Annotated in this window: 25 protein-coding genes and 1 pseudogene; 9 read left to right on the top strand and 17 right to left on the bottom strand. The window is 67.0% G+C overall.

What is annotated here, in order from left to right; genetic code table 11:
- The first annotated feature begins 151 nt into the window (after positions 1-151).
- Entirely contained in the window at positions 152-1459 is a 1308-nt protein-coding gene (locus BUR28_RS16410; protein WP_074221111.1) for an NAD(P)H-dependent oxidoreductase, read from the top strand.
- On the opposite strand, the gene BUR28_RS16415 is transcribed toward BUR28_RS16410, so the two are convergent.
- The 5 genes from BUR28_RS16415 to BUR28_RS16435 all read right to left on the bottom strand — a co-directional run bounded on the left by BUR28_RS16415 (position 1446) and on the right by BUR28_RS16435 (position 6417).
- Positions 1446-3107, bottom strand: coding sequence for a thiamine pyrophosphate-requiring protein (locus BUR28_RS16415; RefSeq protein ID WP_074221112.1), 1662 nt, complete (start codon positions 3105-3107; stop codon positions 1446-1448). The genes BUR28_RS16410 and BUR28_RS16415 overlap by 14 nt on opposite strands.
- The gene (locus tag BUR28_RS16420; RefSeq protein ID WP_074221113.1) at positions 3108-4466 is read right to left on the bottom strand and encodes a TRAP transporter large permease; all 1359 of its coding nucleotides are present in this window, start codon (positions 4464-4466) and stop codon (positions 3108-3110) included.
- Positions 4459-4977: a TRAP transporter small permease subunit gene (locus BUR28_RS16425; RefSeq protein WP_074221114.1), complete on the bottom strand. Its 519-nt coding sequence runs from the start codon at positions 4975-4977 to the stop codon at positions 4459-4461. The genes BUR28_RS16420 and BUR28_RS16425 overlap by 8 nt, the downstream gene beginning before the upstream one ends.
- Entirely contained in the window at positions 4977-6014 is a 1038-nt protein-coding gene (locus tag BUR28_RS16430) for a TRAP transporter substrate-binding protein (protein ID WP_074221115.1), read from the bottom strand. Before BUR28_RS16430 ends, BUR28_RS16425 begins: the two co-directional genes overlap by 1 nt.
- A 196-nt stretch (positions 6015-6210) precedes the next feature.
- On the bottom strand, positions 6211-6417 hold the full coding sequence (locus BUR28_RS16435) for a cold-shock protein (RefSeq protein ID WP_074221116.1): 207 nt from the start codon (positions 6415-6417) through the stop codon (positions 6211-6213).
- 287 nt (positions 6418-6704) lie between these two features.
- Between BUR28_RS16435 and BUR28_RS16440 the strand changes: the two genes are divergently transcribed.
- Positions 6705-7082, top strand: a complete 378-nt coding sequence (locus tag BUR28_RS16440) for a BrnA antitoxin family protein (protein WP_175566966.1) — start codon at positions 6705-6707, stop codon at positions 7080-7082.
- 17 nt (positions 7083-7099) lie between these two features.
- Here the strand turns inward: BUR28_RS16440 and BUR28_RS19600 are convergent, their stop codons facing one another.
- From BUR28_RS19600 to BUR28_RS16460, 5 genes are all read right to left on the bottom strand, one after another.
- On the bottom strand, positions 7100-7744 hold the full coding sequence (locus tag BUR28_RS19600) for a HEPN domain-containing protein (protein ID WP_175566967.1): 645 nt from the start codon (positions 7742-7744) through the stop codon (positions 7100-7102).
- Positions 7741-8913, bottom strand: coding sequence for a DUF262 domain-containing protein (locus tag BUR28_RS16445; protein WP_074221118.1), 1173 nt, complete (start codon positions 8911-8913; stop codon positions 7741-7743). Before BUR28_RS16445 ends, BUR28_RS19600 begins: the two co-directional genes overlap by 4 nt.
- Positions 8914-8916: 3 nt before the next feature.
- Entirely contained in the window at positions 8917-10584 is a 1668-nt protein-coding gene (gene ettA / locus BUR28_RS16450) for an energy-dependent translational throttle protein EttA (RefSeq protein WP_074221119.1), read from the bottom strand.
- A gap of 341 nt (positions 10585-10925) precedes the next feature.
- Positions 10926-11387 (bottom strand): hypothetical protein, encoded by a 462-nt coding sequence (locus BUR28_RS16455; RefSeq protein ID WP_139307596.1) that lies wholly within the window; start codon positions 11385-11387, stop codon positions 10926-10928.
- 58 nt (positions 11388-11445) lie between these two features.
- A protein-coding gene (locus tag BUR28_RS16460) for an IS3 family transposase (RefSeq protein ID WP_139307446.1) occupies positions 11446-12635 on the bottom strand; the annotation gives its coding sequence in 2 pieces (ribosomal slippage) (positions 11446-12383 and positions 12383-12635; 1191 coding nt in all).
- A gap of 91 nt (positions 12636-12726) precedes the next feature.
- Between BUR28_RS16460 and BUR28_RS16470 the strand changes: the two are divergent.
- The 4 genes and pseudogenes from BUR28_RS16470 to dacB form a co-directional block, all read left to right on the top strand.
- Positions 12727-12855: pseudogene (locus tag BUR28_RS16470) on the top strand (nicotinic acid mononucleotide adenylyltransferase); the annotation flags it as partial.
- Between the two features lie 61 nt (positions 12856-12916).
- Positions 12917-13738: a class I SAM-dependent methyltransferase gene (locus tag BUR28_RS16475; RefSeq protein ID WP_083626688.1), complete on the top strand. Its 822-nt coding sequence runs from the start codon at positions 12917-12919 to the stop codon at positions 13736-13738.
- A gap of 108 nt (positions 13739-13846) precedes the next feature.
- A complete protein-coding gene (locus tag BUR28_RS16480) occupies positions 13847-14446 on the top strand; it encodes a nicotinate-nucleotide adenylyltransferase (protein ID WP_074221122.1) in 600 nt (199 codons plus the stop codon).
- 51 nt (positions 14447-14497) lie between these two features.
- Complete coding sequence (dacB, locus tag BUR28_RS16485; protein WP_074221123.1) at positions 14498-15988, top strand: D-alanyl-D-alanine carboxypeptidase/D-alanyl-D-alanine endopeptidase; 1491 nt, start codon at positions 14498-14500, stop codon at positions 15986-15988.
- 93 nt (positions 15989-16081) lie between these two features.
- Here the strand turns inward: dacB and BUR28_RS19605 are convergent, their stop codons facing one another.
- The 3 genes from BUR28_RS19605 to BUR28_RS16495 all read right to left on the bottom strand — a co-directional run bounded on the left by BUR28_RS19605 (position 16082) and on the right by BUR28_RS16495 (position 17601).
- Entirely contained in the window at positions 16082-16633 is a 552-nt protein-coding gene (locus BUR28_RS19605) for a hypothetical protein (RefSeq protein WP_139307597.1), read from the bottom strand.
- 189 nt (positions 16634-16822) lie between these two features.
- Positions 16823-17185: a hypothetical protein gene (locus BUR28_RS16490; protein WP_074221124.1), complete on the bottom strand. Its 363-nt coding sequence runs from the start codon at positions 17183-17185 to the stop codon at positions 16823-16825.
- The gene (locus tag BUR28_RS16495) at positions 17182-17601 is read right to left on the bottom strand and encodes a tellurite resistance TerB family protein (protein ID WP_074221125.1); all 420 of its coding nucleotides are present in this window, start codon (positions 17599-17601) and stop codon (positions 17182-17184) included. Before BUR28_RS16495 ends, BUR28_RS16490 begins: the two co-directional genes overlap by 4 nt.
- A gap of 118 nt (positions 17602-17719) precedes the next feature.
- Here BUR28_RS16495 and BUR28_RS16500 point away from each other — a divergent pair, with 118 nt between their 5' ends.
- The 3 genes from BUR28_RS16500 to argF all read left to right on the top strand — a co-directional run bounded on the left by BUR28_RS16500 (position 17720) and on the right by argF (position 21697).
- A complete protein-coding gene (locus tag BUR28_RS16500; protein WP_074221126.1) occupies positions 17720-19291 on the top strand; it encodes a lysine--tRNA ligase in 1572 nt (523 codons plus the stop codon).
- A 292-nt stretch (positions 19292-19583) separates the two neighbouring features.
- A complete protein-coding gene (locus tag BUR28_RS16505) occupies positions 19584-20774 on the top strand; it encodes an aspartate aminotransferase family protein (RefSeq protein WP_074221127.1) in 1191 nt (396 codons plus the stop codon).
- Entirely contained in the window at positions 20771-21697 is a 927-nt protein-coding gene (argF, locus tag BUR28_RS16510; protein WP_074221128.1) for an ornithine carbamoyltransferase, read from the top strand. Before BUR28_RS16505 ends, argF begins: the two co-directional genes overlap by 4 nt.
- A 238-nt stretch (positions 21698-21935) precedes the next feature.
- On the opposite strand, the gene BUR28_RS20475 is transcribed toward argF, so the two are convergent.
- The 4 genes from BUR28_RS20475 to hrpB form a co-directional block, all read right to left on the bottom strand.
- Complete coding sequence (locus BUR28_RS20475) at positions 21936-22541, bottom strand: IS630 family transposase (protein WP_139307493.1); 606 nt, start codon at positions 22539-22541, stop codon at positions 21936-21938.
- Positions 22528-22893, bottom strand: a complete 366-nt coding sequence (locus BUR28_RS20480; RefSeq protein ID WP_074218878.1) for a helix-turn-helix domain-containing protein — start codon at positions 22891-22893, stop codon at positions 22528-22530. Before BUR28_RS20480 ends, BUR28_RS20475 begins: the two co-directional genes overlap by 14 nt.
- A gap of 193 nt (positions 22894-23086) precedes the next feature.
- On the bottom strand, positions 23087-24268 hold the full coding sequence (locus tag BUR28_RS16525; RefSeq protein ID WP_074218829.1) for an IS5 family transposase: 1182 nt from the start codon (positions 24266-24268) through the stop codon (positions 23087-23089).
- 79 nt (positions 24269-24347) lie between these two features.
- Entirely contained in the window at positions 24348-26789 is a 2442-nt protein-coding gene (hrpB, locus tag BUR28_RS16530) for an ATP-dependent helicase HrpB (RefSeq protein ID WP_074221129.1), read from the bottom strand.
- Between the last annotated feature and the right edge of the window lie 78 nt (positions 26790-26867).

Here is a 26867-nt window from a genome sequence, read left to right on the forward strand (position 1 = left end):
ATGCTGCGTTTGCGACCCGATGCGGGTCGATCATGCCTAAATGGCGGGCATAAAGCACATCTCATGGCCGCTTTCAGGGCGATTTGCGTATGGCGTGTCGGATGGGGCAGGGGCTAGTCTCGGCGCTTCGGAGGGGTACGGGGAGGACGCGATGAACCTGGCAGCATTGGCCGCCGAGGCGGCGGCGCGGGGCGCGCCGGTCAGGGCGGGGCTGATCGGCGCGGGCAAGTTCGGCTCGATGTTCCTGGCGCAGGTCCCGACGATTCCGGGTCTGGAAGTCACCGCGATCGCCGATCTGGACCTGGGCCGCGCGCGCGCCGCCTGCCGCACCGTGGGCTGGGACGACGCGCGGATCGCCGCCACGGTCTTCGACGGCGACGGCGACGGCACCCGGCTCGCCGCCCGCGACGACGTCGACGTGGTGATCGAGGCCACCGGCCACCCGCGCGCCGGCATCGCCCACGCCCGCGCGGCGATTGCGGCGGGCAAGCATGTCGTCATGGTCAATGTCGAGGCCGACGTGCTGGCCGGCCCGGCAATCGCGCGCGAGGCGGCGGCGGCCGGCGTGGTTTATTCCATGGCCTATGGCGACCAGCCGGCGCTGGTGGCCGAGATGGTCGACTGGGCGCGCGCCGCGGGGTTTCGCGTGACCGCCGCCGGTAAGGGCACGAAATACCTGCCCGCCTATCACCGCGTCACGCCGGACGACGTGTGGTCCCATTACGGGCTGACGCCCAAGGAAGCGGCGCGGGCGGGGATGAACCCGCAGATGTTCAACTCCTTCCTCGACGGCACGAAAAGCGCCATCGAGATGGTCGCCATCGCGAACGCATGCGGGCTGGATGTGCCCGCCGCGGGGCTGTCCTTCCCGGCCTGCGGGGTGGACGACCTCGCCCACGTGCTGCGCCCGCGCGACCTCGGTGGACAGCTCGAGGGGCGGGGCATGGTCGAGACCGTGTCCTCGCTGGAACGTGACGGCCGTCCGGTGTTTCGCGACCTGCGCTGGGGCGTCTACGTGGTGTTCGAGGCGCCCACAGATTATGCCGCCGCCTGTTTCTCCCAGTACGGGCTGCCGACGGATTCCACGGGCCGCTTCGCCGCGATGTACAAGCCCTTCCACCTGATCGGGCTGGAACTGTCGATCTCGGTTCTCAGCGCCGCGCTGCGGGGTGAGCCAACCGGATGCGCGCGCGAGATGCGCGGCACGGTCGTCGCGGTGGCCAAGCGCGACCTGAAGGCCGGCGAGGTGCTGGACGGCGAGGGCGGTCATACCGTCTGGGGCAAGGCGCAGCCGGTGGTGGCGGCACCTGACGCGCTGCCCATAGGGCTGGCCCACCGCGTGACGGTGAGGCGCAACATCGCGCGCGGCGAAGTGCTGGCCATGACGGACGTCATGCTCCCCGACGATCCGGCGGTCGCGCTCTACCGCGATCTCGTCGGGGCCGTCAGTCCGGGCTGACCCGGATGTCGAGCAGGGCCAGCCGGCCTTCAGCGACAGTTGCGAGTGCCTCTGCGATGTTTCCTTGCAGATCGTCGGCGCGCTCGACCCGCCGCGCCCAGGCCCGGCTCGCCTCGGCGACCTTGACGAAGTCCGGGCTGGGCGAAAGCCCCGTCAGCGGCATCGCGTTCGTCCGCGCCGCGACCCCGTCGGGGTAAAGCTGCGAGACCGAGCCGCGCACCGCGCCCCATTCGCCGTTGTTCAGCACGACGACCAGCAGGGCGAGCCCCAGCGCCTCGGCGATCTGGTGGCAGGCGGTGGGGTTGGAAAAGATGTAGCTGCCGTCGCCCATCGTCGCGACGATGGTGCGGCCCGGGGCCGCCAGCGTCGCCCCCATCGCCGCCGGAAAGGCCCAGCCGAGCCCGCCGGAATGAGGCTCCTGGAACCAGCTCAGATGCGCGCGGCGCGGCAGGTGCCAGAGCGGCACGCCGAGTTCCGAGAAGACCGTGGAGTCCGCGTCGCCGAGCGCCCGGCCCAGGGCCTCGGCGACATGCGCCTTGGTCAGTCGGCCCTCGGTCAGCGGCGGCGGCGCGGGACGGTCCTGCAGGGTTTGCCTGCGCGCGGCGAGGGCGTCGTCGGGCGCCGGGCCCATCGCCTCGATCAGCGCCATCAACGCGGCATCGGTTTCGCCGGTGAGGGCAAGGTCGGCGGGGAATGTGCGGACGGGCGCCCGCGCGAAAAGCGGATCGGGGCCAAGCTGGATGACCTTTGCGCCCGGGTTCAGCGGGTGTTCGTCCGGCCACCAGGGCGCGAGCGCATTGACCACCAGCACCACGTCGGCCTCGGCCAGCCACGGCCCCGGATCGGCGCCCACGTGGCACGGATGGTCCGTCGCGATGGCCAGATGCGTCGCCCACCACGAGGCGACCGGCATCGCCCAGTCCCACGCCCAGGCCCCGAACGCGTCGAAGGCCGCCGCGCTGCCGCAGCCGCGTTGGGCGATGACCAGCGGGCGTTCCGCCGCCGCCAGCCAGCGCGCCGCCTCGGCCACGGCGCCCGGGTCGGGCGCCGCCCGCGCGGGGCGCATCGACGGGCGCACGTCGAGGCCCTCCGCCGCCACCGGCGCGCACAGCACCTCGCGCGGCAGCGACAGGTAGACCGGCCCCTCGGGCGTGGAATTGGCGATGGCATGCGCCCGGTCCAGAAGCGGCCCGATCTGCTCGGGGAAGCGCAGCTCGTAGTCCCACTTGCAGGCCTCGCGCACCAGCGCGGCCTGGTCGAACATCTCCTGCCCCCAGCCGATGGGCACCGTCCGCGCGCCGAACCGGCCCGCCTCGGTCACCGGCGTCCGGCCCGACATCAGGATCATCGGCACATGTTCGCAGGCCGCGTTGATCGCGCCGATCGCCCCGTTCGCCAGCCCCACATTGGTGTGCAGCATCACCGCCTGCGCGCGCCCCGTCATCAGCCAGACGCCATGCGCCATGCTGACCGCGGCATGTTCATGCGGGCAGGTGATCGCCCGCGGCAGGGTCAGCCCCCGGGCCGCGGCTTCGGTCACCCCCTCGATCACCGGCGGGAAATCGGTGCCGGAATTGGCGAAGACATAGTCCACCCCCAGCGCCTTCAGCCGGGGAAAGATCGCGCCGCCTGCGGTCAGCCCGCCCATCTACCCGCTCAACAGATGCGGCAGCCAGAGCGTCAGCGCCGGAAACGCCAGCAGGATGCCCACCCGCACCAGCTCTGCCCCGAAGAAGGGCGCCACGCCCTTGAAGGTGTCCAGCATCGGGGTGTCCTTCGCAAGCGACGAGATGACGAAGACGTTCATCCCCACCGGCGGGGTGATCAGCCCAAGTTCCACCACGATCAGCGCGAGGATGCCGAACCAGATCTTCAAATCCTCGGTGCTCATTCCGAAGCCCGCGCCCTCGGCCCCCTGGTAGAGCCCGCCATTGATCTCGACCAGCACCGGCCAGAAGAACGGGATCACCAGGAGGATCATCGACAGGCTGTCCATCAGGCAGCCCAAGAGGATCAATGCGAGCAACAGGAGCAGCATCACCGTCATCGGTTCCATGCCCGCGGCGACGATCCACTCGGCCGTGGCCTGGGGCAGTCCGGCGCGCGACATGAAGATCTTCATCAACTCGGCGCCCAGCAGGATCAGGTAGATCATGCCGGTGATCGACGCGGTCTCCAGCAGCGAGTCCCGCAACTCGCCCAGCCGCAGCCGTCCCCGCAGCGTGCCGTAGAGCCAGACCAGCGCCACGCCCACCGCCGCGCCCGGCGTGGGGTTGTAGAACCCCGCGTAGATGCCGCCCAGGACGATCGCGAAGATGCCCAGCACCGGCATCACGCCGAGGGTGGCCGCGCGGAACTCCGCCCCGTCCAGTGCCCCTGCGGCCGGCCCCGCCTTGGGCCGGATCGTCACGTAGGCGGCGATGGTCAGCAGGAACAGCACGACCGCCAGCGCGCCCGGCAGCATCGCCGCCATGAACATGGTCACGATGTTCGCCTCGACGATGATGGCGTAGATGATCAGCACCACGGAAGGCGGGATCAGGATGCCGAGAACGCCGCCCGCGGCGAGCGTCCCGGTCGCCAGCGCGCCCGAGTAGTTGTAGCGTTTCAACTCGGGCAGCGCGACCTTGCCCATCGTCGACGCGGTCGCCAGCGACGACCCGCAGACCGCCCCGAACCCCGCGCAGGCCGCGATGGCCGCCATCGCCGTGCCGCCGCGCATCCAGCCGAGCCAGGCGTTGCCCGCCCGGAACAGCGCCGCCGACAGCCCCGCCCGCGCGGCAAAGGCCCCCATCAGCACGAACATCGGCACCACGCTGAGGTCGTAGATCGAGAACTGCCCGTAGGCCAGCGTCTTGAGCTGGTTGAGCATCAGCGCCGGCCCGTTCAGCGCCGTGATCCCCAGCCCGCCGACCAGGATCATCGCATAGGCGATGGGCATGCGCAGCGCGATCAGCACGACCAGCGCGGCAAGCCCTGCCAGCCCCACCGACAGGGCCTCAGCCATCGGCGGGTCCGCGCGCGGCCCGTGCGTCCTCGGCCAGCGTCACCGCGCTTGCCAGCACGAGCAGCACCAGCGAGACCAGGATTGGCAGGAAGGCCAGCCAGACCGGGAATTGCAGGATCGTGGTGGTGTAGCCGTATTGCCGCTGATCGGCCATGCCCTCGGACATCCGCCAGACCAACAGCGCCGCGAACAGCAACGCCACCGCCGAAGCGACCAGGCGCAGCCGCGCGATCCACCGGGGGGAGGCCCCCATGGTGAAGATGTCGGCGCTGACATTGGCGCGGGTGATCTGGCACCATGGCAGGAAGGCGAAGGCCGCGACGGCCACGCCCACCTGCGTCATCTCGAAATCGCCGGGAAAGGGCTTCCAGGCAACGCCGCCGATCACCGAGGCCACGTTCATCGCGACCACGGCGAGAAGGACCAGCCCGCCCAGAAGCGCCCAGCCGGTGACGAGGCCGGCCACCAGCGCGGCGGGGCCGCTCCGCCCGGCGAACGCGGCCTCCATCATCACATGGACCCGTGGGTGGCGATCAGGTCACGCGCCTTCTGCACCAGCGCCGCCCCGTCGATGCCCTTGGCCGTGACCTCCTCGATCCAGCGCTCCACCACCGGTTCCAGCGCCTGCCGGAACGCCTCGGTCTCTTCCTCGGTCAGCGTGACATGGGTGTTGCCGGACGCCACCGCCATGTTGATGCCGAACTCCTCGGTCCCGCGCCAGACCTCGCCGACCTCGCGCAGCCAGTCGGGGCCCGAGGCGTCGCGGAAGGCCTGCTGCACATCCGCGGGCAGGCTGTCCCATTTCGCCTTGTTCATCGATACCTGGAAGGTGGTCGTGCCCAGCCGTGTCTTGTCGGCCAGTTCGATCTGGACGTCGGTCTGCTCCTGGATCTTCAGGGGCGGGATGATCTCGAACGGGATCAGCGCGCCGTCCACCACGCCCTTCTGCAGCGCCTGCGGCAGGTCGGGCACCGGCATCGCCACCGGCGTCGCCCCCAGCGCCTCGAGCACCCAGGCGCCGGTGCGGGTGGGGATGCGGATCTTCTTGCCCTCCAGATCGGCGGGGCTGCGCACCTCGGTTTCGCGCATCTGGATCGCCTGGCCCGAATGCACATGCAGGAACATCACCTCGACGCCCTGGTAGTCCTCTTTCAGGTCGCTCTCGAACATCTCGTAGAGCGCGAGGTTGGTCGCCGCTGGGTCGTTCAGGTAGACGAAGGGCAGCTCCACCACCTCGGTTCGCGGGAACAGGCCCGGCGTGTAGCCGTTCACCGTCCAGATGATGTCCACCACCCCGTCACGCACCTGGTTGATGAGTTCCGGGGGGCGGCCGCCCAGGGTCATGGCGGGGAAGATCTCGATCTTGACCTTGCCGCCCGAGTTCTCCTCGACCGCGCGGGCCCAGGGCACCAGCATCTCGGTATGCGAGGGCGCCTTGGCGCTGAGGAAATGGTGCAGCTTGAAGGTGTAGTCCTGCGCCCAGGCGGCCCCGGCCCCAAGCGCGGCGATGCCCGCGGCCAGCGCGGCGGCATAGCGTTTCAGTCCCATGGTTTCCTCCCTGTCCGAGACCGGACCTGCGACAGGCCCGGCCCTCGTGACGGGGCGTTGGGGCGTGCGCGGTGTCCGTGTTCAACGCCCTCCGGGCGTACACCGAACCCCCCCGGACGGTCAACGAGAAGGGGCGTGCGCGAACGCGAAAAGGGCGCCCACCGGGGCGCCCTTCGTCAGCGATTTCAAGGGCTTGTCAGGCCAGCGCGAGGTTTGTCGCGGACTCGCGGCCGTCGCGGCCGGCTTCGATGTCGAAGGTCACCTTCTGGCCGTCGTTCAGGCCGGTCATGCCGGCGCGCTCGACGGCGGAGATGTGCACGAACACGTCGCGCTTGCCGCCTTCGGGCTCGATGAAGCCGTAGCCTTTGGTGGAATTGAACCATTTCACGGTGCCAGTGGCCATCCGTCTGTCTCCTATGGGTTTTTCCGCTCGCATCATGCAGCGGACCGGCGCAGTCAGGGGTCGATCGAGGGACTGCAGCCGTAAGGAAGACAGTGGTCGAAAGTCGTAACGTCGCTTGTTTCATATGGCCCATCGTCCGAGTCGTTGCAAGCGAATTCGGCGGATCGGAAAACCGTCGGACTTCCATCGGACTTCCATCGGACTTTCGTCGGACCGCTGCGCACGGCCCGGACTCGCGGCGTTAACCCGCGGCTGGCACCTTGCCCCGCATGTCAGATCCCGCCGATATGTTCGACCCCCGCCACCTGGGCGACCCGCACCCGATCCGCCCGCGGGCGGAGCGCAAGCTGACCAAGGGCGACCTCAAGCAACTGGCCGCCGCGCAAGAGGCGATCATGCGGCTGCACATGTTCGTCTATGGCCGCGAGATGGAGGCGCTGCACGTCCCCGAGGCCTGGCACCTGCTGCCCGAGATCTACCCGGCCAACCCGAAGAAGGTGAAGATCACCCTGCTGCTGGAAGAGCCGGTGGCGAAGTTCTACCGCGCCAACGGGAAGGGCTACCAGGCGCTGATTAACGACGTGCTGAAGGCCTATGCGCAGCTGCGGCTGGCCAAGGTGATCGAGGGGCTGGAGGACAAGGGGCCGAGCGGGGAGCCGGTGTGAGGATACATCGCCACGCCTTACTGAGGGCCTTCTATATGGTCCAAAATACATTCAGCATGTTTCTTGCAGCAAGATTTGTCTAACTCTTTAATCTCCCGGAGCAATTGACTAATGTCTTTCTCTATATCGGACCGCGTATAAGACTTTTGGATGCCAATTCTATGCGCGACACTTCCTCGCTTCTCTGCAAAAGAGTCTAGAAGGTCAGGCAGTTGTGCGCTAATGTCCCTAATATATACTCCAATCGGGAATAATAGCCTATTTTGATGTGCTTGCTTAATACCGTTGTTGTCGTTGATGAGCTTTTTGTGTTTCTCAAGTGTTTCGCGGGACGCAAAAAGCAAAGCCTCACGAAAAGCAGCCCCCCTATCGCTAGCCCGAAACTTTTCTGCAAGACTCGGCTTGTGATACGTTACAAGTGATAAAAGTGCAGCGTTAATGGAGTTGTTTTGTTGAAGGTCGCTGACAGCAGCTTCTGCAATTTCCCTACTTAATGACTCTAGGTATTCTTCAATCGCGGAGTGAGCAAGAAGGATAAGGGCGCGAATTTTGAGTTCGTGCAAGTCCGTTTTTACATCGTTCGCGGGAACTCTCGCAACGACCTTCTTGCACTTGAGAATGGATTTCTTTAGCTCCTTAAATGAGCGTGTTGGATGCCTCATGTCGGGATATTGGGAATCTCAAGCTTGATTTGACTTATTTCCTCGACTTTTTTATACCACGTGCTGAATCGCTTGTGGCTTGCCGTGATGCTTTTGGTTGTACTTTCCACGGATGTGACAAACTCAGAGTCGGTCTCGTACAGTTCGACAAAGGCATTCACGACAGCGTTCTTTCTCTGTTTGCTCGCTGTCGCCCATTCTCTGAAAGCACTGTTGCTCATCGAGCCAATTTGAATGTCGAAGATCGCGCGATTGAAGCGATTGTCAAACCTTTTTTCCGACCTCTGCCACCGGCGACAAACGGCTTGATGTCCCCAAACTTCCCTCGCGGCCGATACCGCGCGGAGTAGGTTTTCGAGCTTGCCTTGAACAATGTCTTCGTCATAGTTCGCATTCATGTGGGCACAATACTGGTCGAGGAAGTCTTTAAGATTGCCCTTGTACGGAATGGCCGAGTCCTGAAAGGCCAAATGCCGAACTGTCAACTCGACATCATTCATTCTTTTGTCTGGCATTTTTAGTCTAAGCAGTGAATGAAGTTCATTTAGGGTTTCAGTCCATTTGATTACCTTTTTCAGGAATGGCCCGCGGAAAAGAGCCATTCGCAGCTCCATTGGCGAAAGCTTGACCGATCCCGAGTTGAGGCGATAGAAGATTTCGTATAGGACTGACTCGTTTTTCCAGTTCTTCAATATTGCTGTACGGATTGTTGCTGATTCCAGGGCCCTTCTATAGTCCTCATTGGCGCTAAGGTCTTCCCAAGACCTGTTGTTGAGTTCAGTTAGATTATCGAGGCCTGAAAGGGTGAATGTACGCCCATCGTCGAGTCTACCATCTAAGAACTCACGTATTGTGGTGAGGCGTTGCTTTCCGTCGAGAACAATGTAAGCCCCCCTGCGTTTCTGTTCCTCTGAGAGCAATATTTGCGGAATTGGGATGCCGAGGAACAGAGATTCAATAAATCGTGACTTCGCTGTTTTGTTCCATACGCCGCGCCTCTGGAAGTCCGGATCAACGTTGATATCGCCTTTGAGATGCTGTGCAATTGTTGAGACTGTCCAATCCGATGGAATAATTACAAGATCCTCGAAGTCTTCTTGCGAGACCTTGTAATCATCAGTTCCTTCCGACTGATCCTCGTACTCAAACTGTTCGTCACGAAAATCCATTGTCTACCTCGCGAACTTCTTGTACTTCACCCGCTTCGGCTCCACCGAGTCCGGGCCGAGCCTCCGAATTTTGTCTTCCTCGTAGGCCTCGAAATTGCCCTCGAACCATTCCACATGGGCCTCGCCCTCGAAGGCCAGGATATGGGTGCAGAGGCGGTCGAGGAAGAAGCGATCGTGGGAGATGATGACGGCGCAGCCCGCGAAATCCTCGAGCGCCGCTTCCAGCGCCTGCAGGGTCTCCACGTCGAGGTCGTTGGTGGGCTCGTCCAGCAGCAGCACGTTGCCGCCGGATTTCAAGAGCTTCGCCATGTGGACGCGGTTGCGCTCGCCCCCCGACAGCAGCCCCACCTTCTTCTGCTGGTCGCCGCCCTTGAAGTTGAAGGCCGAGCAATAGGCGCGGGAGTTCACCTCGGCGTCGCCCAGCACCACGATGTCGAGCGCGTCGGTGATTTCCTCCCACACGGTCTTGTTCGGGTCGAGCGCGTCGCGCGACTGGTCGACGTAAGACAGCTTGACCGTGTCGCCATAGGTGATGCTGCCCTCGTCGGGCTGTTCCTGCCCGGTGAGCATGCGGAAGAGGGTGGACTTGCCCGCGCCGTTGGGGCCGATCACGCCGACGATGCCGCCTGGGGGGAGCGCGAAGGAGAGGTCCTCGATCAGCAACCGGTCGCCATAGCCCTTCTTCAGCCCCTCGACCTCGATCACGCGGCCGCCGAGGCGGGGGCCGTTGGGGATGATGATCTGCGCGCGGGAGAGTTTCTCGCGCTCGGACTGGTTGGCGAGGTCCTCATAGGCCTGGATCCGGGCCTTGGATTTCGCCTGGCGGGCCTTCTGGCCCGCGCGGATCCATTCCAGCTCGCGTTCCAGCGTCTTCTGCTTGGCCTTGTCCTCGCGGGCCTCCTGGGCGAGGCGCTTGGATTTCTGCTCCAGCCAGTCGGAATAGTTGCCCTCGTAGGGGATGCCCCGGCCGCGGTCGAGTTCGAGGATCCAGCCGGTGATGTCGTCGAGGAAATAGCGGTCGTGGGTGACGATCAGGATGGTGCCCTTGTAGTCGATCAGGTGCTGCTGCAGCCAGGCGACGGTTTCCGCGTCGAGGTGGTTGGTGGGCTCGTCGAGGAGCAGCATGTCGGGCGCTTCGAGCAGCAGCTTGCAGAGCGCGACGCGGCGGCGTTCGCCCCCCGAGAGGGTTTCCACGTCGGCGTCGTCGGGGGGGCAGCGCAGCGCCTCCATCGCGATGTCGATCTGCGCGTCGAGATCCCAGAGGTTTTCCGCGTCGATCTGGTCCTGCAGCGCGGTCATCTCCTCCATCAGTTCGTCGGAGTAGTTCTCGGCGACCTGCATCGCGATCTCGTTGAACCGGTCGAGCTTGGCCTTCTTGGCGGCCACGCCCTCCATCACGTTGCCGCGGACGTTCAGCGCGGGGTCGAGCTCGGGCTCCTGCGGCAGATAGCCGACGCGCGCGCCCTTGGCGGCCCAGGCCTCGCCGGAGAAGTCCTTGTCCCAGCCGGCCATGATGCGCAGCAGCGTGGACTTGCCCGCGCCGTTGACGCCGACGACCCCGATCTTGACCCCGGGCAGGAAGTTCAACCGTATGTTTTCAAAGCACTTCTTGCCGCCCGGATAGGTTTTCGAGACGCCGTCCATGTGGTAGACGAATTGGTAGGAAGCCATGCGGAACCGCCCTTGTGCGTGGGGTGTGAGGGTTGGGGCGTGACATAGCGAGTCCGGGGGGCGAGGGCAATGAGGGGGGAGGCGAGCGACTGGGGTATCGGGCCCTTTCGGCCCTAACCGGACTAATTTCGTCAGATAAGCAGCAAAATGACTAGATGTCGCGGTAGTGCAGATTAATGGTGACAGATTCCGCTATATATGTGAAGATTCGATGCGTGGGAAACGCCGGGATGCCCCCATGTTAGAGCGCATCAAGCGGCTCTGGCGGCTTTAGGTACGGTTGTCCAAATGGATGACAGCCTAGCAGACTTGAGGCAACTTGGGGCCGGGGCCCACGCGTCCTAAAACCGATAGCCATAATGTACGAAAACCAGCTTCTGTTCGTCGGTCAACTTGGCCTTCCACGGCGGGGACGGCTGCAATACTAGCCCATAGTCAGCTATGACACCGGCCTCGCGGCCCATTCTGGGCTCAAGCGCTAAGGCCGGCTCAACCGCCCATTTCGGCCCCAAGGCATCTGCAGCTTGGTAAAAGGAACTTGCCACGGCATCCGACAGTTGCAGGCCAGCGATACTGTAGTGCGGCACATACTCGACCAAACTAAATCTGAGCACCTGGTGTGCAATCTCGCGCTTGTTTAGGAATGTGGACCCACCCGCTGCCTGCGCTTTGATTACTTCCCAGTATGCCTTGGTCTGCCCGTAAGAGTGTCCACCGCGTGCACTGAATATCACCTTCACATAACGCGGCTCTCCGAAGCGCTTCACGCTATCCCTCAAGCAGAAGTCGGTAACGCGCTCCATCAAGAGCCTCACGCAATAGTTGTAGTACCACTGTTTCCCGTGACCTGCCACTGATCTTTCATCCAGCCGCGACCGGAGCCCGGTTGGTGTTTACGCCAAATGGCGCGGGTTGAGCAATCGCCCGACGCGCGGAGCTCTCATCTCGCGCAGCGGGTCGGGCGATTGCGGTGGTCAGGGTCTGCGCGTAGTCAGCCGGGGTCTGATAGCCCAAGGCCGAATGGGGGCGCTCGGTGTTGTAGTCGGCGACCCAGGCGGCGATCAGGTCGCGGGCATGGGCGAGGTTACGAAACAGCGTCTCGTTCAAGAACTCGTCCCGCATCCGGCCGTTGAAGCTCTCGACAAAGCCATTCTGCATCGGCTTGCCCGGCGCGATGTAGTGCCATTCGATCCGGTTCTCGGCGCACCACTTCAGGATCGCGTTCGAGGTCAGTTCCGTCCCGTTGTCCGACACGATCATTCCCGGCTTGCCGCGACGTTCGATCAGCGCCGTCAGCTCCCGCGCGACGCGCCGGCCGGAGATCGACGTGTCCGGGATCGCGGCGAGGCATTCGCGCGTGACGTCATCGACGATGTTCAGCACCCGGAACCGCCGCCCGCACGCGAACTGGTCATGGACGAAATCCAGTGACCAACGGGCATTTGCGCGCGCCTCGACCAGGATCGGGGCGCGGGTGCCGATGGCCTTGCGCCGCGCGCGCCGCTTGCGGACGGTCAGCCCTTCCTCGCGGTAAAGCCGGTAGATACGGTTGATCCCCGAGGGCTCGCCCTCCCGCCGGAGCAGGACGAAGAGCCGCCGGTAGCCGAACCGCCGACGCTCGTTGGCAAGCTCCCGCAATCGGCCGCGCAGTTCCGTGTCGGGTGCGCGTTGCGACCGGTAGCGGATCGTCTTCCGATCCGCGCCGGCAATCTGGCACGCCCGTCGTTCCGACAGCCCGAACCGGGCCTTCAGATGCGCGACCGCCTCGCGCTTCACGACGGGCGTCACCACTTTTTTGAAACCAGCTCGCGCATCGCGGCCAGATCCAGCATCTGCTCCGCCAGCAGCTTCTTCAACTTGGCGTTCTCGTCCTCGAGCGCCTTCAGCCGTTTGGCCTCTGACACCGTCATGCCGCCGTATTTGGCTTTCCAGTTGTAGAACGTCCCCTCCGACATGCCGTGCTTGCGGCACAGATCGGCACACTTCGCCCCGGCCTCATGCTCGGCCAGGATGCCGATAATCTGCTCTTCGCTGTATCTCGTTCGCTTCATTGTCCGTCCCCTCCTTGGGTCGGACTCTAATCGCAGGTGGAGGAAAAATCCCGTGGCAGGTCACCAGCCCCCGACAGGCTACTCCACCCCCATGCGGGCTGGGTTTCCGAAAGCGAGCGTGGGCCAGACGGTCGGCCTGTTGGGCGGGTCGTTCGACCCCGCCCATGAGGGGCATGCGCATATCACGCGGGCGGCGCGCGACCGCTTCGGGCTGGACCGGGCGTGAGGCGGGCCTGTATGGTCGCCACAGGTGATTTCACGCAGGCGAGGGTATTTCGAATATGTTGGGATTGGGTCTGAAGGGGCGCGTCCGCCGGGCGATGCGGCGGTCGGAGCAGCGCCTGCAGCATCTGGCGCGGCCGCGGCTGGTCTTGCGGCGGGGGCGCGAAAGGGTGGATGTCGTGTTCTCGGAACCCCAGCTCATGCCGATGGGCGACCGGATCGTGCTGTACGGGCTGATCCGCGGCCTGCAGCCGAAATCCTACCTGGAGATCGGCATCCGGTTCGGCGGGGCGGCGCGCATCGTGGCCAGCGCGATGGAGGCCAACGGCTTCGGCAAGGCGGTCGGGCTGGACCCGGACCTGAGCGAGTTCCGCCCCGGCCCGAAGGAGCTTTACGGCCGCTACTCGACGGTCCGCGGCTACTCCCCCGAGGATATCGGCAAGGCGGTCGCCCTGCTGGACGAGCCGGTCGATTTCGCCTTCATCGACGCGGTGCACACCTACAGCGCCGCGAAGCAGGACCTGGCCGGCGTGCTGCCCTACCTGGCGGACTCCGCCCATATCCTGTTCCATGACGCGTTCCACCAGGGGGTCAACCAGGTGGTCGAGGAATTCCTGGCCGAGAACGAGGGGTTCCACGATCACGGGATCGTCTCGCGCAACCCCAATGTCGGCCTGCCGGTGAGCTATGACGGGATGCGCCTGATCCGCAAGGGGCCGGTCGATTTCCGGGCCGCGCTGTCGGAGGCCCATGCCCGGGCGGGCCAGCCGGAGCCGACATTCGACCCCGCCACCTGGGATTACGACTCCTACGCCAACCGGGTCGGAAACCCGCTCGGCCGGCCGGGGCAGCAGGGTGCCGGCGCCGGGCCCGGCAGCTAGCGCGCCGGCCGTCGGCGGGCCTCTCGGGGGCGGCGGCCCGGCCCGGCCCGCCGGGCGATTGCCGCTTCGGGACTTCCCCCCCGCCCCGCGACAGGCTATGCGCGTGCCATGCGGGCGGGGTTTCCGAAAGCGAGCGTGGGCCAGAGGATCGGCCTGTTGGGCGGGTCCTTCGACCCCGCGCATGAGGGGCATGCGCATATCACGCGGGCGGCGCTGAAGCGGTTCGGGCTGGATGGCGTGTGGTGGCTGGTCTCGCCCGGCAACCCCCTGAAACCCGACGGCCCCGCGCCGATGGAGCGGCGGATCGCCGCCGCCGAGCGGGTGATTCACCATCCGCGCGTCGCCGTCACCGATATCGAGGCGCGGATCGGCACGCGTTACACGGCGCAGACGCTGGGCAAGCTGATGGCGCTTTACCCGGGCGTGCATTTCGTCTGGCTGATGGGGGCGGACAACCTGACGACGTTCCACCGCTGGGACAACTGGGAATGGATCCTCGACCATGTTCCCGTGGGCGTGCTGGCCCGGCCCGGCCAGGGCGTCGCGGCGCGGCAGTCGAAGGCGGCCATCGCCTATCGCGACCACCGGCTGCCGCAGGCCCGCGCCCGCGCGCTGGCCACCCATGCGCCCCCCGCCTGGTGCTACCTGAGCGTGCCGATGGTCGATATCTCGTCGTCCGAGATCCGCGCGCGGGGGGAGTGGCGCTAGGCGGGCGTTCCACACTTGCCCGCACGGGGGCATTTTGGTTCACTCCCGGTCATGGGAAAGCCCGCCTCGATCCTGACCCGGCGTTTCGTCCTGGGCGGCCTTCTGGCCGGCGCCGGGGCGCCGGGCCTTGCCGAGCCGCTGACGCGCAGCCTGCGCCCCGTGGCGCGCCCCGAGGCGGGGCGGCGTGTGGCCGAGGCCGAGATGCTGGTCGCCCGCGCCGGGCTGAGCGGCAAGATCGGCTACGCGGTGGCCGATGCGGCGACCGGCGAGGTGCTGGAGGTGAGGAACCCGCTCTTGGGCCTGCCGCCGGCCTCGGTCACCAAGGCGGTGACGGCCCTTTACGCGCTGGAGACGCTGGGGCCGGAGCATCGCTTCGTCACCCGGCTGCTGGCGACGGGGCCGGTGCGGGACGGGCGGCTGGACGGCGACCTGGTGCTGACGGGCAGCGGCGACCCGGTGCTGGACACCGACATGCTGGGCGCGCTGGTGGACCGGCTCGCCGAGGCCGGCGTGCGCGAGGTGACGGGGCGGTTCCTGTATCACGCCGGCGCGTTGCCGCGGCTGGCGGCGATCGATCCGCGCCAGCCCCCCCATGTCGGCTACAACCCGGCGATCTCGGGGCTGAACCTGAATTTCAACCGCGTGCATTTCGAGTGGAAGCGCGCGGGCGGCGGCTATGACGTGACGATGGATGCGCGCGCCCGGCTTTACGCGCCCACGGTCAGCGTGGCGCGAATGCAGGTCGTCGACCGCAAGGGGCCGGTCTACACCTATTCCTCGAAGGGCGGCGTGGACGAGTGGACGGTGGCCCAGGGGGCGCTGGGCAAGGGGGGCGCGCGCTGGCTGCCGGTCAGGCGGCCCGCGCTCTACTGTGCCGAGGTGTTCGAGACGCTGGCGTCCGCGGCCGGGATCGCGCTGCCGGGGGCGGAGGAGGTGGCGGCGATCCCCGGCGGCACCGCGCTGGCCGAGCATCGAAGCGCGCCCCTGCGCGACATCCTGCGCGGCATGCTGAAATACTCCACCAACATGACGGCCGAGGCGGTGGGGCTGGCCTCGACCATCGCGCGCGGCGGGCAGCCGGCGACGCTGGCGGAGTCGGCCGAGGCGATGTCGGGCTGGGTGGCCGGGCGGATGGGCGCGCGCAAGGCGCGTTTCGTCGACCATTCGGGGCTGGGCGACGCCTCGGAACTGTCGGCGATCGAGATGGTGCGGATGCTGGTCGCGGTGGCGCCCGAGGGCACCTTGCGCGGGTTGATGAAGCAGGTGCACCTGCGCGACGGGCGCGGGCGGCCGCTTTACGACCACCCGGTGGAGATCCGGGCCAAGACCGGAACGCTGAACTTCGTCTCGGCGCTGGCGGGCTATGTCACGCCGCCCGCGGGCCGCGAGCTGGCCTTCGCGATCTTCACCGCGGACATGGAGCGCCGGGCAAGTCTGAGCCCGCAGGAACTGGAACGCCCCGCGGGCGGGCGCAGCTGGATCACCCGGTCGCGGCGGCTGCAGATGGGTTTGCTGGAGCGCTGGATCGGGCTTTATGCGTGAGGGGTGGCGGAATGTCGGCTGAGCGGACGAAGCGGGCATTGACGTGCGCCAATTGAATGGCCGCTCTTTCATGTGCTACGAAACAGTCCGTCCTCAAAACCGACGTCGGAACCAAGGTAGCTTTTTGTCGCGGAATTCGTTTGGAAACTGGTCCCGTTTCCCTTCCAAAACCGACCAGATATGATCTGGGACAGAGAACGGAAATTCAAAGAGCCCGTAAGAATGACCATTCTGCGCGTCGGTCTGAATGAAGCCGCGCTTGTAAAGCGAAGACGCATGGCCACCGTCCATTTCCGCTGTAAAGCTCTTCTGACTATGCGTAAGCAGATAGCCGAAAATTGCCCGTTCGTTTTCTGTCATATAGGGAATGTGCTCCACAAATTTGCGTTGGTGTTCCTCTATTCTTCGCTTTCGCTCTATTGCTTCACGACGGTTGCTCATCGCAGCTGCCGCCCATTTTGTGACCTGTTCAACTAACGAAGCAAGTCCAAGTCCGGCTGTAGTCAGAATTGCTAAAGGCAGGCCGTAGACAACAATGGGAGATTCCGAAGGAGGGAGGATTTCAGCCCTTAGTAAGAGCCAAAACACGCTCAACGCAAGACTGAGTCCAAGTAGTTGCCAAGCACTTGCCTTAAGGATCGCCAACCAACCTGAGTCCAAATCATTTCCTCCTGACGCTTGAGTGCTTTGACAGTGGCTCTGCCTTGTTGTCTACCATGAACAACAAAGTAGGCGAATTCGATTTCCATCGTTCGCATTGCTGCCGTTGGCTCAGTGCGCAGCATCCGACACTTCGGGCTCAATCCGCCTTTCCGGGCCGACGCGAGCCGCCCGCTAAACCCCCTCCGGCCGCACGACCAGCGCCCCCGCCACCCAGTCGGCCTGGTTGTGGAAGGCGCGGATGGTTTCCATTTCGTCGGGGGTGCAGCCGAGCAAGAGCTTCAATTCGCCGTCGCGCTTGGTCAGGTCGAGCGACGCGATCACCCCGGTCACGCGCGCCCGGTCGCCCGAGCCGCACCAGACGTCCACGCCGTCGCCGTCGATCGCCCGCGTGCCGTCGAGATAGCCGTAATCCAGCGGATAGGCGATCTGCGGAAAGCGGGGATGGGCGGAGCCCTTGGGCCGGTCGATCACCAGCCGCGCCCCGGCGACGAAGCCGTCCGCGAAGGGCCAGAACCGCGCGTCGGGGCCGGTCACAGGGTCATGTGGCGGGCCCGCGCCGCGCGCTCGATGGCCGCGCCGGCCAGCCGGTCGATGTTCAGCTCGTAGCGGATTTCCTCGAGCAGGCGCAGCTCCGGCTCCTTCAGCAGCCCGTCGGCCGCGGCCACGTCGCAGGCCAGCACGTAGGCGGTTTCGAACAGCTTTTCCGGCAGCGCCTCGCGCACCAGCCCGAACAGCGCGTCCAGCCCCTCGTATTCCTCGAACAGGTCGAGCACGGTGCGCGCGACGACGGAAATGCGGTCCGCGTCGTAGTCGGCGAAGACCGGCAGGTGGTTCACCATGCGCTCGATCGTCACGAGTTCCGAGGTGCGGATATTCTCGTCCGAGGCGGAGACCGCGACCATGATCGCGACGAGCGCGTCCTGGGCGGTCAGGGGCATGTCCGGGCGCATGGGGCACTCCTTGGGGTGATGTCGCGGCGCACAATATTGACGCGGGCAGGTGCGGGCAATAGGACACGGCCCACGCTTGCCGGGCATGGGGTCCGGCACGCCGAAGAGAGTGCAGACGATGCCCGATCTCCGCGACGCCGCGATGACTTCCAAGGCCTGGCCCTTCGAGGAGGCGCGCAAGCTCGTCAAACGCTATGAAAAGGCGCCGCCCGAGAAGGGATACGTGCTGTTCGAGACCGGCTACGGCCCCAGCGGGCTGCCCCATATCGGCACCTTCGGCGAGGTGTTGCGCACCACGATGATCCGCCGCGCCTTCGAGGCGATCAGCGACATTCCCACCCGGCTGATCTGCTTTTCCGACGACATGGACGGGATGCGCAAGGTGCCGGGCAACGTGCCGAACCAGGAGGTCCTGGCCGAGCATCTGCAGAAGCCGCTGACCGCGGTGCCCGACCCGTTCGGCACCCATGAGAGTTTCGGCGCGCATAACAACGCGATGCTGCGGCGGTTCCTCGACACCTTCGGGTTCGAGTACGAGTTCTACTCGGCGACCGAGTTCTACCGCTCGGGGCAGTTCGACGAGGTGCTGTGCCGCGCCACCGAACGCTATGACGAGTTGATGGCGGTCATGCTGAAGAGCCTGCGCGAGGAACGCCAGCAGACCTATTCGGTGTTCCTGCCGCTGCACCCCGAGACCGGCCGCGTGCTCTATGTGCCGGTCAAGGAGGTGAACCCGCGCGACCACACCATCACCTTCGACGACGAGGACGGGCGCGAGTGGACGGTGCCGGTCGCGGGCGGCAACGTGAAGCTGCAGTGGAAGCCCGATTTCGGCGCCCGCTGGGCCGCGCTGGGCGTCGATTTCGAGATGTACGGCAAGGACCATTCCACCAACACGCCGATCTACGACCGGATCTGCGAGATCCTGGGCGGGAAGAAGCCCGAGCATTTCACCTACGAACTCTTCCTCGACGAGAACGGCGAGAAGATCTCCAAGTCCAAGGGCAACGGGCTGAGCATCGACGAGTGGCTGACCTATGCCGCGACCGAGAGCCTGTCCTACTTCATGTACCAGAAGCCCAAGACCGCCAAGCGGCTGTGGTGGGACGTGATCCCCAAGGCGGTGGACGAGTATCACCAGCAGCTGAGGGCGTTCCCCGGCCAGGACATCAAGGCGCAACTGGCGAACCCGGTCTGGCACATCCACCGGGGCGACCCGCCCGAGAGCCGCATGGTGGTGCCGTTTGCGATGCTTCTGAACCTCGCCTCGGTGGCGGGCGCCGAGGACAAGGACGGGCTCTGGGGCTTCATCAGGCGCTACGCGCCCGAGGCGTCGCCCGAAACGCACCCGGATCTCGACCAGGCGGCCGAGTTCGCGGTGCGCTATTTCCGCGATTTCGTGGCGCCGACGCGGGAATTCCGGGCGCCGGACGCCAAGGAACGCGCGGCGATGGAGGATCTGGTCGCGCGGCTGAAGGCCTGGGAGGGCGGCCAGGACGCCGAGGAGTTGCAGACGCTGGTCTTCGCCGTGGGCAAGGACCACGGGTTCGAGCCGCTCCGCGACTGGTTCAAGGCGCTTTACGAGGTGATCCTCGGCGCGAGCCAGGGGCCGCGCTTCGGCGGGTTCGTCGCGCTATACGGCGTGGACGAGACCGTGAAGCTGATCGAGGACGCGCTGGCGCGCGGGTGACGGGCGGGGGCGCCGCCCCCCGTCCTGCGGACTCCCCCCGGGATATTTCCGGCCAGAAGAAGGCCGGGGCGGCCGGGTGGGGGCGGCGTGGCATCTTGGCGCTGGACAGAGGGGGCCATCGCGGCTATGCCGCCGCCCATGACGCCCGGTTTCGATCAGCCCATCCGCCGACGCCGCCGCCGGTCCTGAGGACCGGCCGCCCGCGCGTGCGCCGACGCGTCCCCCTTTCCATTCGTTGACTTGACCCGCAGCCTGGGGCACCTCTCGGGCTTCCGACCGAAGGATTTTCACGATGATCCCCTCCGTCCTGCCGACCTACAACCGGGCGACCCTCAGCTTCGAGCGGGGCGAAGGCACCTGGCTGATCGCCACCGACGGCACGCGATACCTGGATTTCGGGGCGGGGATCGCGGTGAACGCGCTGGGCCATGCGCATCCGGCGCTGGTGGACGCGCTGACGCGCCAGGCCGGACGGCTGTGGCACCTGTCGAACCTCTACGAGATCCCCGAGCAGGTGGCGTTGGCCGATGCGCTGGTGGACAAGACCTTCGCCGACACGGTGTTCTTCACCAATTCCGGGACCGAGGCCTGCGAACTGGCGGTCAAGATGGCGCGGAAATACTGGCACGACAAGGGCGCGCCCGAGCGCGTCAAGATCGTCACCTTCGAGGGCAGTTTCCACGGCCGGTCCTCCGCGGCGATCGCCGCGGCGGGGTCGGAGAAGATGACCAGGGGGTTCGGCCCGCTGTTGCCGGGCTTCGTGCAGTTGCCGTTTCCGACCCATGGCGCGGCGCTGGAGGCGGCCATCGACGAGAGCGTGGCCGCGGTGCTGGTCGAGCCGGTGCAGGGCGAGGGCGGCATCCGGCCGCTGCCGGATGTCTGCCTGAAGGGGGTGCGCGCGCTTTGCGACGCGACCGGGGCGCTCCTGATCTATGACGAGGTGCAGTGCGGCATGGGGCGCACGGGGCGGCTTTTCGCCCATGAATGGGCCGGCGCCGCGCCCGACATCATGATGATCGCCAAGGGAATCGGCGGGGGCTTTCCTCTGGGCGCGGTGCTGGCCACCGAGGCGGCGGGCGCCTCTATGACCGCGGGCACCCATGGGTCCACCTATGGCGGCAACCCGCTGGCCTGTGCGGTCGGCAAGGCGGTGCTGGATATCGTGTCGGACCCGGCCTTCCTCGACGACGTCGCGCGCCGGGCGGGGCTGTTGCGCCAGCGGCTGGAGGGGCTGGTGGCGAGCCACCCCGACATGTTCGAGGAGGTGCGCGGGGCGGGGCTGATGCTGGGGCTGAAATGCCGGGTGCCGAACGCGGATCTGGTGGCGGCGGGCCATGCCGAGCACCTGCTGACGGTGCCGGCGGCCGACAACGTGGTGCGGCTGTTGCCGCCGCTCAACGTGAGCGAGGACGAGATCGCCGCGGCCTGCGCGCGGCTGGAGGCGGCCGCGGCGCGGCTGGCGGGCAAGGAGGTTCAGGCATGACCCATTTTCTCGACATCCACCGGACCGAGGCGGCGGCGCTCCGGGCGATCATCGACCAGGCCCGCGCGATGAAGGCGGCGCGGAACGGCCGGCCCAAGGGGGCGCCCGACGACGTGCGGCCCCTGGAGGGGCGGATGGTGGCGCTGATCTTCGAGAAGCCCTCCACGCGGACGCGGATCAGCTTTGACGTGGGCGTGCGGCAGATGGGCGGCGAGACGATGGTTCTGTCGGGCGCGGACATGCAGCTTGGCCATGGCGAGACCATCGCGGATACCGCCCGGGTGCTGTCGCGCTATGTCGATCTGATCATGATCCGCACCTTCGAGGAGGCGACGCTGCTGGAAATGGCGGAATATGCGGACGTGCCGGTGATCAACGGGCTGACCAACCGCACCCATCCCTGCCAGATCATGGCCGACGTGATGACCTATGAGGAGCACCGGGGACCGATCGCGGGGCGCAAGGTGGTCTGGTCGGGCGACGGCAACAATGTGTGCGCCTCCTTGATCCATGCGGCGGGGCAGTTCGGCTTCGACTTCACCTTCACCGGGCCGCCGACGCTGGACCCGGAGCCCGCCTTCGTCGCGGAGGCGCGGGACAAGGGCGTGCGGGTCGAGATCGAGCGCGATCCGATGCGCGCGGTGGAGGGGGCCGATCTGGTGGTGACCGACACATGGGTCAGCATGCACGACCCGCAATCGGCGCGCGAGCGGCGGCACAACCAGCTGCGCCCCTACCAGGTGAACGACCGCCTGATGGCGGCGGCGAAGCCCGACGCGCTCTTCATGCACTGTCTGCCGGCGCATCGCGACGACGAGGCGACGGGCGCGGTGATGGACGGGCCGCATTCGGTGATCTTCGACGAGGCGGAGAACCGGCTGCACGCGCAGAAGGCGATCATGCGGTATTGCCTCGGGGTCTGAGGCGGGCGCTCCCGCCCCCGGCCGGCGCGGGGCTGACGCCGCGCTTGTCCGGGGTTGGGCGTGGCCGCGCGCTGATGCGCGCGGCGCCTCCGGCGGGGATATTTCCGGCCAGAAGAAGACGATGGCGGCGTGCGCACTCGCCCCGCCCGAGGGGCCGGCCGCAGGGCCGGACCCGAGATGAAAGGTGTGCGCCGCAGGCGCGCCGCTGGATCACGCCTGCGTCTAGAGCGCGTCGCATTTAATCGGCCTCATAGCCGGCCGCCTTGAAGTAGTTGTAGCATTCTTGGTCTGAGACGAGGTCGCAGACATGGCCGACGGCCGCCCAAAGTTGATCGTAGGTTCGCGCGGCTGCCTTCCTTATGAGCGACTTCAGCTTTGAGAACGCCATTTCGATGGGGTTCAGGTCCGGGCTGTAAGGCGGCAAGAACAGGAACCAGGTGCCAATCGCACGCAGGGACGCCGCTGCGGCCGGGGCCTTATGGCTCGACAGGTTGTCGAGAATGACAACGTCGCCTTTGCGCAGCGTCGGCCCCAGCTGGGTTTCGATGTAGAGGGCGAACATCTCGGCGTTCATCGCCCCGTCGATGATCCATGGTGCGTCGAGCCGGTCGTGGCGCAGGGCCGCGACGAAGGTCTGGGTGCGCCAATGTCCGAACGGCGCGTGATCGACGAGGCGCTGCCCGAACGGGGCCCAGCCGGTCGTCTTGGCCATGTTGGTTTTGACCGAGGTCTCGTCCACAAAGGCCAGCCGGTCCAGATGGTTGGCCATGAAGGGCTGGCGTTTCGCGATCCAGATGCGCCGCAGATCGGCGACATCCTTGCGCTTCTGCTCAAGCGCCTGCAGGTCTTTTTTCGTGCGTCAGACCAAGCCCGCGCAGCACCCGCCAGATCGTGCCGCGATGGACCTCGATGCCATGGGTTTCGGCCAGCTCAACGGCCAATTCATCGAGCGTGATCTCGCCCTTGGCGGCGACGCGGGCTTCGATCCAGCCGGTCACGCCCGCAAGCTTGCCGTGCCCGCCGCCATTGCCTTGGGGCCGGGGCTTGAGTGATCCGGTCTCGCGACGCAGTTTGATCAGCTCGTTCACGAACTTCGGCGATACCCGGAAGTGCCGTGCCGCTTCGCGATGCCCATGACCTTCGTCCACGAACGCGACGACACGCTCGCGTAGCTCTATCGGATGTGGTTTGCCCATCTATGACCCCCATATCTACCTCAAAGAGACGGAATCACATCACGGCCAATCTGGGAATCCTGAATCCGAAAGCCGGCGACACGCTCTAGCAGGCCGCTGAAATTCTCTTGCGGCCGGACGGATTTCCCTGACCCTCACCCGTGAGGCCGGCGTCGTCTGTTCTGTGTGCTTGGTCTCGGCCCTGCCTTTGGCGTCAGGCGGCCAGCAGCTTCGGCAGTCTGGCGAGGTTGCAGGCGGCCATGGTGAAGGTGAAGCGGGCGGCGACGCGGTCGAGGCCGCGGTATACGGTCTGGGCCATGCCGCCGACGGTCTTGGCCCAGCCGAAGGGCTCTTCGATCTTCTTGCGGCGCGTCTGGGACAGGGCGTAGCCGGGGTGGCGGGTGGTTCTGCCGTCGATGGCGGAGTGTCGGGCCTTCTGGGCGACATGCGGCGTGACGTGGGCCTGTCGCAGATCGGCGACGAAATCTGCGCTGTCGTAGCCCTTGTCGGCGCCCAGCGTGAGGCGGCGGGTCGAGCCGGGGGAATGGCGGTGGATCATGTCGAGCGCGGCGCGGCGTTCGGCATGGCCATCGGCGCGGGTCAGGTCGGCCTGGACGACGAAGCCATTGCGGTTTTCCATCAGCGCATGCCCCATGTAACAGAGCAGCGCGCCCGTCCCCTGCGACTTGCGGAACAGCCGCGCGTCGGGGTCGGTGATCGAGGCATGGGTGGCGTTGGAGCGCTTCTCGCCGCGGAAGTCGACTTCGGCGTTGCGGTGGCGGCGGCTGGGGCTGGGCATCGGGACGGTCTCGGCTTCGGGCTGGGCAGGGGCGGTGTCGGGGCTGGTATCCTGATCGGTGTCCCCCGGCGGGTCACCCGGCCCGTCCGCGCCGGGCGGGCTGCCCTCGGTCTTCGGCTGGAAGCTCTTCATGGAAGCCCAGGCCTTGATCAGCGTGCCGTCCACCGAGAAGTGCTCGTCTGACAGCAGCGGTGCGACCTCCCGGTGAGCCAGGATCGCGCCCATCACCTTGCGCGCCATGTCGGTGGTCAGCAGCCGGTCACGGTTCTTCGTGAAGACGGTGGGGACCCAGACCGCGTCGTCGATCCCCAGGCCCACGAACCAGCGGAACATGAGGTTGTAATCCATCTGCTCCATCAACTGCCGCTCCGAGCGTACCGAGAACAGGATCTGTAGAAGGCTCGCCCGGATCAGCCGCTCCGGCGGGATCGAGGGCCGGCCCTCCGGGGCGTAGAGCGTCTCGAACTCGGCATCGAGGCTGGCCAAAGCCTCGTTCACGACCCGCCGGATCTGCCGCAACGGATGCCGCGCCGGGATCCGCGCCTCGATGTCAACATAGCTGAACAGCGACCCGCTCGTCTCGTCCGCGCCCCGCATCCCAACCCCTCCGGCAACCGCCCAAGGGGTGAATCACGTCCCTCAACCGACGTCCAGAGCGAGGTTTTTCAGCAGCCTGTTAGAGGCGGCGCTTGGCGCGGAGGGTCGGTGCGGCGGCGTTCGGATCCTCCGGCCAGGGGTGCTTGGGGTAGCGGCCGCGCATGTCCTTGCGGACCTCGGTATAGCTGGTGGCCCAGAAGCCCGGCAGGTCCTGCGTCACCTGCACCGGGCGGCCCGCGGGCGAGAGCAGGGTGATGCGGAGCGGCAGGCGGTTCGGGCCCACCGTGGGATGCGCGGTCACGCCGAAGAGTTCCTGCAGGCGCAGCGCGATTTCGGGGGCGTCGCCCGCATAGTCGATCGGCACCTGCCGGCCGAGCGGGGTTTCGAACGCGGGCGGGGCGAGGCGGTCGAGGGTCTGTTTCTGGTCCCGGGAGAGCATCGCGCGGAGCGCCAGCAGCGGGTCGACGCGTTTCAGGTCTTCCGCGGTGCGGGCCCCGGCCAGGTACGGCAGGAGCCAGTCCTCCAGCGCGGCCATGAGGCCCGCGTCCGAGAGGTCGGGCATGGCGGTGCCCTCGCCGCGCAGCAGCTCCACCCTTGACCGGAACCGGCGGGCGGCGTCGGTCCAGGGCAGGCCGAGCGCGCGCACCCCGTCGAGCGCGGCGCGGGCCAGGACATCGGAGGGGGCGTCGGTCCAGGCGCGGTCGTCGAGGACCAGGGCGCCGAAGCGTTCCTGTCGCCGGGCCACCACCCGGTTCTCGCGGCGCGACCATTCGCAGATCTCGTGCCAGCCGATGGCGTCGCCGTGGATCGCGCGCAGCTCGGCCTCGGCCAGCGGCGCGGCAAGTCGGACCTGCGCTTCGCGCGCGTCGCCGTCGAGGTCGAGGGCGACGGTCAGGCGCTGGCCGGCCAGCGGGTCGCCCGCGTCCAGCGCCGCGCCCTTGCCGCCCGAGAGCACATAGCGCGGCGCGTCGCCCTTGCGCCGGAGCCCGACCCGGTCGGGATAGGCGAGCGCGGCCATCTCGCCCGGCGACATCGGCCGAGGCGCGCGCGGCGCGCGGGCGGCGAGCCGTTTCGCCTCGGCCCGGATCCGGGCGAGCGCCGGCTTGGCGGGGGGCACGGGCAGGGGCGCGCGCGGGTCGGCGATGGCTTTCAGGCGCAGCGCCAGGTCGCTGCCGGCGCCGCGGAGCGGGTCGCGCTCTTCCAGGAGGGCGGCGAGGGGCGCGGCGGGTTTGCCCGCGCGCGTCAGCATGTGGGCGAGGCGCGGATGCAGCGGCAGCGCGGCCAGCGCCCGGCCGTGATCGGTGATCCGGCCCTTCGCGTCGAGCGCGCCGAGCGCGGCCAGGAGCGCGCGCGCCTCGGCGAAGGCGCCGGGGTTGGGCGGGGTGAGGAAGGCCATGTCGGCGGGGTCATCGGTGCCCCAGAGCGCGAGGTCGAGGGCGAGGCCGGTCAGGTCGCCCGCCGCGATCTCGGGGGGCGGGTAGGGCGCGAGGCCGCCTTCCTCGCCCTTCGTCCAGAGTCGGTAGCAGACCCCCGGCGCCACGCGGCCGGCGCGGCCGCGGCGCTGGTCGGCCTCGGCCTTTGTCACCCGGTCTGTCACCAGCCGCGACATGCCGGAATTGGGGTCGAAGCGGGCGCGGCGGGCGCGGCCGGCATCGACGACCACGCGGACATCCTCGATGGTCAGCGAGGTCTCGGCGATGGCGGTCGCGAGCACGATCTTGCGGGCATCGGGATCGGGGCGGATCGCCGCGCGCTGCTCGGCGAAGGGCAGCGCGCCGTAGAGCGGGCGGATCCGGGTGCCCGGGGGCAGGCGGGGGGCGAGGGTCGCGGCGGTGCGGCGAATCTCGCCCTCGCCGGGGAGGAAGACGAGCACGCCGCCCTGGGTTTCGCCGAGCGCCCCTGCCACCAGATCGGCGGTGGCCTCGGGGAGGCGCGTGCCCTTGGGCAGCGGGCGATCCAGCCATCGTGTGTCGACGGGGTACGCTTTCCCCTCGGACGTCACCACGGGCGCGTCGTCCATCAGTGCGGCGACGGGGGCGGCGTCGAGGGTGGCCGACATCACCAGGAGGATCAGGTCCTCGCGCAGCGCGCCGCGCAGTTCCCAGGTTAGCGCCAGGCCCAGATCGGCGTTCAGCGAGCGTTCGTGGAACTCGTCGAAGATGACCGCGCCGATGCCCTCGAGCGACGGGTCGGCCTGGATCATCCGGGTGAGAATCCCTTCTGTGACGACCTCGATCCGGGTCGCCGGGCCCACCTTCGCCTCGCCCCTTATGCGGTAGCCGACCGTCTCGCCCACCGCTTCGCCCAGCGTCTCGGCCATGCGTTCGGCGGCGGCGCGGGCGGCGAGGCGGCGGGGTTCCAGCATGACGATGCGGCCCGGCGCGAGGCCCGCGTCGAGCAGCGCCAGCGGCACGCGCGTCGTCTTGCCCGCGCCCGGCGGCGCCTGCAGCACGGCGCGGCCCGCGCGCCCCAGCGCGGCGATCAGATCGGGCAGGGCGGCGTCGATCGGAAGCGGCGTCATGGGCCGCGTTATGGGCGAATGCGCGCGGCTTCGCCAGAGGGGTGGACAGCCCCGCCCCGCCGGGGCAAGAGAGAGACC

It is taken from the genome of Rhodovulum sp. ES.010, assembly GCF_900142935.1.
Lineage (GTDB): Bacteria > Pseudomonadota > Alphaproteobacteria > Rhodobacterales > Rhodobacteraceae > Rhodovulum.